1 protein-coding gene is annotated in these 528 nt (G+C 53.8%); it reads left to right on the top strand.

All coding sequences use genetic code 11. The features are described from left to right. The first annotated feature begins 177 nt into the window (after positions 1–177). Positions 178–420, top strand: coding sequence for a hypothetical protein (locus tag OO258_RS27310; protein WP_266035002.1), 243 nt, complete (start codon positions 178–180; stop codon positions 418–420). Positions 421–528 lie beyond the last annotated feature (108 nt).

The raw sequence follows: 528 nt of genomic DNA, 5'->3' as shown, positions 1-528 counted from the left end.
ACATCCGACCGCGTAAGCGCTTCGGTTTCAAGTGCCCCATCGAGGTCATGACCGAGCTGATGGCCAAGCATCACGAGGCTCCCGCCTCAATCCAGTAACTGTGTTGCACTCAGCTCCTGCAACCGCCGGGGCAAAGGTGTATCTAGGTTCTGGGCTGATGAGCGTGGGAGATTAAAGATGGGAGAGCCGGGAGCCAGAAATTGGACAGCTAAACAGCGTGAGGATATTCTGGCGAATAAAACTCCTAGGTTTAATGGAGAGCCTATTCAAGGGTGTCATAGATATAGTGCTCTTGATCATCCGCAGCTTGCAAGTGATCCCAAAGACATCCTGCGACGCGCACTGAACACTTCGAAAGATGGCATGGTGGTAACTGGAGGAATGACTCCTTTGGAAAATCGGGGCGGTTGCAGGAGCTGAGTGCAACACAGTTACTGGATTGAGGCGGGAGCCTCGTGATGCTTGGCCATCAGCTCGGTCATGACCTCGATGGGGCACTTGAAACCGAAGCGCTTACGCGGTCGGATG

This window comes from Pseudomonas sp. DCB_BI, assembly GCF_026240995.1.
In the GTDB taxonomy this organism is placed as follows: domain Bacteria; phylum Pseudomonadota; class Gammaproteobacteria; order Pseudomonadales; family Pseudomonadaceae; genus Aquipseudomonas.
Note: the sequence above shows the minus strand (reverse complement) of the source record. Positions and strands in the feature narration are given on the sequence as shown.